This window comes from Orenia sp. (assembly GCF_055140805.1).
In genome coordinates this window covers 22,974-28,973 of the sequence record NZ_JBSQYM010000012.1, presented here as the reverse complement: position 1 = coordinate 28,973, position 6,000 = coordinate 22,974, and the positions used below count along the sequence as shown (strand labels likewise).

Below are 6,000 nucleotides of genomic sequence, written 5' to 3'. Positions count from 1 at the left end.
TAAAACCTTTATAATCATTGATATTATAAGATTTTAAGATGTTTTGAACTTAACTGTCAACCGTTAACTGTACACTGTAAACTAAGACACGGCAGTGTCACACTATCTATCTATAAAGTCATATTTAAATTTCATTCTAAGTTGGATGACTATAATTAAAGTTTTTTCATATTTTTAATTTAATAATAATAACTTTATAGGGGAGGTGAGGCAGGGGATGGAGCTTGAGAAAATAGGGGTTAGTACTGATTGGTTGGCTGTGATTATAGCCTTTATATTATGCTTATTAGTTAAGTTTGGATTAATAGCTAATATACCTTGGTAGAGGGAGGGATAATTATGTCTTTTATAGAATTAGCAGAGAAGGGTAAGAACAATTGTTTAAATAATTGTTTTATTCAGAAGGTTCCTGGGGTAGCTCTCCTATTTTTAGTAGGTTATCTTTCTAAAATAATTGCAGGATATATTCCTCATATGGAATATGTATTGATTGCCATCTTATTAGGAATGTTAATCAGTAATACAGTTAAGTTACCAAAGGTCTTTATTCCAGGAATTGAGACTTATGAGCTTTGGTTAAAGTTAGGGATTGTATTATTGGGTGCTAGATTGGCATTACAGAGTGTCTTTCAGATAGGTATAGTAGGTTTAATATTAGTTATAGTTGAGATAATAGTATCTATTGCTACAGCTAAATATTTAGCCAAGAAATTTGGATTAAGTGATAAGTTAGGCAGTTTATTGGGAATTGGTATTGGTATTTGTGGTGTTTCAGCGATTATAGGAGCCTCTGGAGCAATTGATGCTGATGAAGAGGAGGCAAGTTTAGCTATAGCAACTATCTTAATCTTTGGTGCAGTAATGGTATTTTTATATCCAATATTAGGTCAGGTGATGGATTTATCCCATCAAGCTTTTGGATTCTGGTCTGGTTTAGCAATTGATAATACAGCAGAATCTTTGGCAACAGGTTTTGCTTTTTCAGAAGAAGCAGGGCAAGTGGCTACTATAACTAAACTCTCTAGAAATGCTCTAATGGGAGTGATTGTTCTATTTTTTGCCCTTTACTATGCTAGAAAAGGTGTCAGTGGAGAGGTAGAGCATAAGGGTGAATTTATTTGGGAGAGATTTCCTAAATTTCTAATTGGATTCTTATTGATGTCTTTATTAGCTACTGTAGGCTTTTTTAATCATGATAATGTTGGTGATATGAAGAACTTATATAAGTGGGCATTTATGCTCTCCTTTGCTGGTGTCGGATTTAGGACTGAATTTGATAGAATGAAGCAAGTGGGTTTTAAAGCTTTTTTTGTAGGTTTAGGGGCAGAGATAGTGGTAAGTATAGTGACCTTATTAGCGATTTTGATAATTTATTGATTTATTCTATAATTAACTTTATAATTAAGGCTAAGTTTAAGGTTAAGACTAAGATTTAAACTAATACTCATACTTAAACCTATACTTATATTTAAATTATAGATGTCCAAGTCTAAAGTGTAATTTAATGGATATATAGCGACACTTTCGTGTCGGGAATCAGGGATCTGGAACCAGTGTTTATAACTGATTCCTGACTACTAATTCCAGATTCCAAAAAATGTTACACTATCTTTCTATTGTTTCATTCTAAAGTTGGATATCTATAAACTATTAATCATCAAAATAAGAATAGTAATTATAATTTAAGATATAATAATTGATGAGGTGAGAAAATGGTAATTGGGATAGAAATAATCAGTTCTAAAGGATATGATTATTTTAAAATGGTTGTTAAAAATTACATTAGTATAGTTGACTTACAAAAATCTTTACAAGTTCCTGAAAAGTATCATATTTTGGTTAATGGATTCTATGAATTAGATGACTATCAAGTTAAGCCTTATGACCAAATCTCTTTTATAGTCAATCCAGTAATTACAGAAGTGAAAAACATCAATTAGGAGGTAGATGATGAATCTATTTTGGTTATTAGTTGTATCACTATTACCTGGTCTATTATGGGTTTATTACTTTTATCGTAAAGATAGATATGAACCAGAACCTGCTAACTTAGTTATAAAAGCATTTATTTATGGGGCTTTAGCCGTTATTCCAGTGGGATTAATAGAAGCCCCTTTTGCTAAATTAATTTCAAATCCATCAAATCTCTTAACCTTAATGTTTGTAACAATAGGTATAGTTGGTTTGGTAGAAGAGGTTGCTAAATTTGCTGTAATTAGATATACCATCTATAATTCTGATGAATTTGATGAAGTTGTTGATGGTATTATCTACTCGGTAGCTGCTGGTTTGGGCTTTGCTGCTTTAGAGAATCTATTATATACTTATGTTTTTGGATTTAAAGTTGGAATTATTAGAGCTATAGTTACTAGTTTAATTCATGCTTCTTTCTCAGGTATTATGGGCTATTATTTAGGGAAGGCTAAATTGGAGTCAAAACCTGCTTTAATCTGGACTGGTTTATTACAAGTTATCATTTTGCATGGTCTTTATGACTTCTTGATTATAAGTGGTTTGGTCTCTAACTATCTTGTCTATGGAATGGTAATTGCCTTTTATATCTATTTAGTCTCTTTAATCAACCGTGCTGTAGAATTATCACCCTTCAAACAAGACGAACAATAACATGCGAAAAATAAATATTATTAGTTTTTGACTTGATAATATTTATTTTTTATGTTAATATTGTTATTGTGTGTTGAGTAATAACGAACTTTCTACTCTATGTGAAAGGGTGATTTTATGTCGAAGAACTATGATTTAATCATTGTAGGAGCAGGACCGGCTGGAATATTTACAGCCTTAGAATTAGTAAAGAAGAGTAATTTAGAGATTCTGATTTTGGAAAAGGGTAGAGATATTTATAAACGTGATTGTCCAATGAAATCAAAAAATACAGATTGTGTTAAATGTCACAATTGTTCTATTGTATGTGGCTGGGGTGGGGCAGGAGCCTTTAGTGATGGCAAGTTGACCTTATCAAACGAGATTGGTGGGCATTTAGATGAATATATAGGTAAAGATAGATTATCTGAATTGATAGCTTATGCTGATGAGGTCTATAAAGAGTTTGGTGCACCAGATAAGGTATATGGTCCTTCTGATGAAATAATTCAAAATATTCATGACCGTGCTACTATGGCTGAATTAAAGTTTATTCCATCAAAAATTAGACATTTAGGGACTGGACATAGTAAGAGTGTATTAGCGGAGATGAAGGAATATCTAGCAGATAATGGTGTTGAAATTAGAACTGGTGCCAAGGTGACAGAGATTTTAACTGAAGGTGATAGAGTTACAGGGGTAAAAACTTCTAAGAACGAAGAGCTTAGAAGTGAGATAGTAGTTGTAGCACCTGGTAGAGAGAATGCAGAATGGTTAAGTAAAGAAGCCCAAAGATTAGATATTACTACAACAATTAATCCAGTAGATATAGGAGTTAGAGTTGAGTTACCAGCTGCTATAATGAAAGAGCTGACTGATGTTGTTTATGAGTCCAAGTTTGTGTACCATTCACCTACCTTTGATGATAAGGTCAGAACCTTCTGTATGTGCCCAAATGGTGAGGTGGTTAATGAGAATAATAATGGTTTAATTACAGTAAATGGTCATAGCCATGCTACAATGAAAACTCAAAATACTAACTTTGCCTTATTAGTAAGTAAGAACTTTACTGAACCCTTTAAAGAACCAATTACATATGGTAAAGATGTTGCTAAATTGGCTAATTTATTAGGTGGAGGAGTAATTGTACAACGGTTAGGTGATTTTTTAAATGGAAGAAGATCAACTGCTGAAAGGATTAGTCGTGGTTTAGTAGAGCCAACTTTAAAGGATGCTACTCCAGGGGATTTAAGTTTGGTATTACCTTATAGACATCTAAAGGCAATAGATGAAATGTTACAAGCCTTAGATAAGATCTGTCCTGGAGTTTATTCTAGACATACATTATTATATGGGGTAGAGGTTAAATTCTACTCTTCTCGATTAGAGGTTAATAATAACTTAGAGAGTAAGATCAAGAATTTATATACTGCAGGTGATGGTGCAGGTATTACTCGTGGTTTAATGCAGGCTTCCTCGTCTGGAATTGTAATTGCAGAAGATATATTAAAAAAATTAGATAATTAAATAGGTAGATAAAAAAGTTCTAGTGAAATGTACTAGAACTTTTTCCATTTGATAAGTGATTTTTTAATCACTTATATTTGTCAGTCTAGACAATTAAAACATCTATTATTTAAGTTAATTTTAAATTTCTGGAAAAATTATTGACATAATGTTAAAACTCTGATATAATTCTTTGCAGAACTTGTCGAAAAATGTCTTAACAACAAAAATTATAAAATAAGTTAGAAGAGGTGCAGAGTCATGAAGTCAACAGGAATTGTTAGAAAAGTAGATGAACTAGGTAGAATGGTAATTCCAATTGAGCTAAGAAGGACTTTAGGGATTGAAACAAGAGACCCATTGGAAATTTATGTAGATGATGATAAGATTATATTTAAAAAATACGAACCAGCCTGTACTTTCTGTTCAAATGCAGGTAACACTACAGAATTTAAAGGAAAGATCGTTTGTTATGAGTGTATAGATGAGATGAAGAACAGGGGTAAAAGTGCTTAATATACAAAAAAATTACTAGTAATTTATCCCTTAAATAGAATTTTAAATATTTTGAGGAAAAAAGTCTATTTTTATACAAAAAATACTTGACACCAGTTTTAGTAGTTGGTATAATGGGATTAAAGATAATTAAGTGTCGACCACTGTCAAAATATAAGGAGGAATTTATTGATGAAATCAACAGGAATTGTTAGAAAAGTAGATAATTTAGGTAGAATGGTAATCCCAATTGAATTAAGAAGAACTTTAGGAATTGATACTAAAGACCCATTGGAAATTTATGTAGATGATGATAAGATTATATTTAAAAAATACGAACCAGCTTGTACTTTCTGTGGAAATGCAGGAGATACATTAGATTTTAAAGGAAAAGTTGTTTGTAGTGAATGTTTATCAGAAATGTCAGACAAAAGTCAAGAAACTGCTTAATTATTTATGAAATGATTACTTATAAAAGTAAGTTGGACAAACTGTCCAACTTACTTTTTTGTTTATATAGATTTAGTTAGCTGTTGAAGTGGGAAAATAATTTTTAATTAATTTTTTTAGTTCTTTTTCTTCTTTTAAGCCGATAATAGTCTTTGCTTGTTTAGCAGGATTATAAAATACTAGAGTAGGGATAGTGGTAATCTGCAGCTGTTCAGTCAGTTCAGCCTTATCGTCAATTAATATAGGGATACCTTCTTGAAGTTCTATATTCATCTTTTCCATTACTTTTTTGTCTATTTGACCTATATTAATAACCATTATATTTAAGTTATTGGTATATTCCTTTTTTAAAATGGATAAAATCTTTAACTGCTGTTGACAACTTTTAGATTGTGGTAACCAGAATAACAATATAGTGGATTTATTAATTTTATTAAATTTTATTTTATTGCCTCCTAAATCTTTCAAAGTTACTTTAGGTAGAAAGAAATTTTCCTCTGAATGAGCTGTTGCTTTAAATTTAAAGACTACACTTATAGTCCCTCCAATGATAAAACCAACAATTAAGATAAAAGATACTAATATCAGAATTAATTTTTTCATCTTATCACTCCCTTTGTAAAGAGTATGAAAGTGGAAATTTGAATATAACTAGTAATGAAGAGAGGGGGTCTTTTTACTAAATTAATGTATTTGTGGTAGAGGCAAAATGAGATGATAGATAGGTAATGCGACACTTTGTGTCGAGTGTGAGTGTGTGTTGGGGTTTACTCACACACACACACCCACTCACGCTAATTTTAAAAATGTCGCAATCTACTCATTAGCCTCCATCTTATACTCAAATCTAACTAAATTTATGAGCTTAGTCTACTTTATCCGTCTTGGATTAGACAAGGAATAAATTTTCATATATAATGTTAGAGTAAATTAATCAAGATAAAA

At 31.2% G+C, this 6,000-nt stretch carries 7 protein-coding genes; 6 read left to right on the top strand and 1 reads right to left on the bottom strand.

Going from position 1 to position 6,000, the window contains the following annotated elements:
- Positions 1-339 precede the first annotated feature (339 nt).
- The 6 genes from ACTCDL_RS02680 (at position 340) to ACTCDL_RS02655 (ending at position 5,055) form a co-directional block, all read left to right on the top strand.
- On the top strand, positions 340-1,377 hold the full coding sequence (locus tag ACTCDL_RS02680; protein WP_463173810.1) for a YeiH family protein: 1,038 nt from the start codon (positions 340-342) through the stop codon (positions 1,375-1,377).
- 335 nt (positions 1,378-1,712) lie between these two features.
- Positions 1,713-1,940, top strand: coding sequence for a hypothetical protein (locus ACTCDL_RS02675; RefSeq protein WP_463173809.1), 228 nt, complete (start codon positions 1,713-1,715; stop codon positions 1,938-1,940).
- 10 nt (positions 1,941-1,950) lie between these two features.
- A complete protein-coding gene (locus tag ACTCDL_RS02670) occupies positions 1,951-2,625 on the top strand; it encodes a PrsW family intramembrane metalloprotease (RefSeq protein WP_463173808.1) in 675 nt (224 codons plus the stop codon).
- 117 nt (positions 2,626-2,742) lie between these two features.
- Positions 2,743-4,131: an NAD(P)/FAD-dependent oxidoreductase gene (locus tag ACTCDL_RS02665; protein WP_463173806.1), complete on the top strand. Its 1,389-nt coding sequence runs from the start codon at positions 2,743-2,745 to the stop codon at positions 4,129-4,131.
- 240 nt (positions 4,132-4,371) lie between these two features.
- A complete protein-coding gene (locus tag ACTCDL_RS02660; RefSeq protein ID WP_463173805.1) occupies positions 4,372-4,626 on the top strand; it encodes an AbrB/MazE/SpoVT family DNA-binding domain-containing protein in 255 nt (84 codons plus the stop codon).
- Positions 4,627-4,797: 171 nt separating this feature from the next.
- A complete protein-coding gene (locus ACTCDL_RS02655) occupies positions 4,798-5,055 on the top strand; it encodes an AbrB/MazE/SpoVT family DNA-binding domain-containing protein (protein WP_463173803.1) in 258 nt (85 codons plus the stop codon).
- A 72-nt stretch (positions 5,056-5,127) separates the two neighbouring features.
- On the opposite strand, the gene ACTCDL_RS02650 is transcribed toward ACTCDL_RS02655, so the two are convergent.
- Positions 5,128-5,658 carry a peroxiredoxin family protein gene (locus tag ACTCDL_RS02650; RefSeq protein WP_463173802.1) on the bottom strand — a complete coding sequence of 177 codons (531 nt, stop codon included), beginning with the start codon at positions 5,656-5,658 and terminating at the stop codon, positions 5,128-5,130.
- Positions 5,659-6,000 lie beyond the last annotated feature (342 nt).

Coding starts and splice junctions, on each gene's coding strand:
- ACTCDL_RS02680 (WP_463173810.1), top strand. CDS start 340: ATGTCTTTTATAGAATTAGCAGAGAAGGGTAAGAACAATTGTTTAAAT.
- ACTCDL_RS02675 (WP_463173809.1), top strand. CDS start 1,713: ATGGTAATTGGGATAGAAATAATCAGTTCTAAAGGATATGATTATTTT.
- ACTCDL_RS02670 (WP_463173808.1), top strand. CDS start 1,951: ATGAATCTATTTTGGTTATTAGTTGTATCACTATTACCTGGTCTATTA.
- ACTCDL_RS02665 (WP_463173806.1), top strand. CDS start 2,743: ATGTCGAAGAACTATGATTTAATCATTGTAGGAGCAGGACCGGCTGGA.
- ACTCDL_RS02660 (WP_463173805.1), top strand. CDS start 4,372: ATGAAGTCAACAGGAATTGTTAGAAAAGTAGATGAACTAGGTAGAATG.
- ACTCDL_RS02655 (WP_463173803.1), top strand. CDS start 4,798: ATGAAATCAACAGGAATTGTTAGAAAAGTAGATAATTTAGGTAGAATG.
- ACTCDL_RS02650 (WP_463173802.1), bottom strand. CDS start 5,658: ATGAAAAAATTAATTCTGATATTAGTATCTTTTATCTTAATTGTTGGT.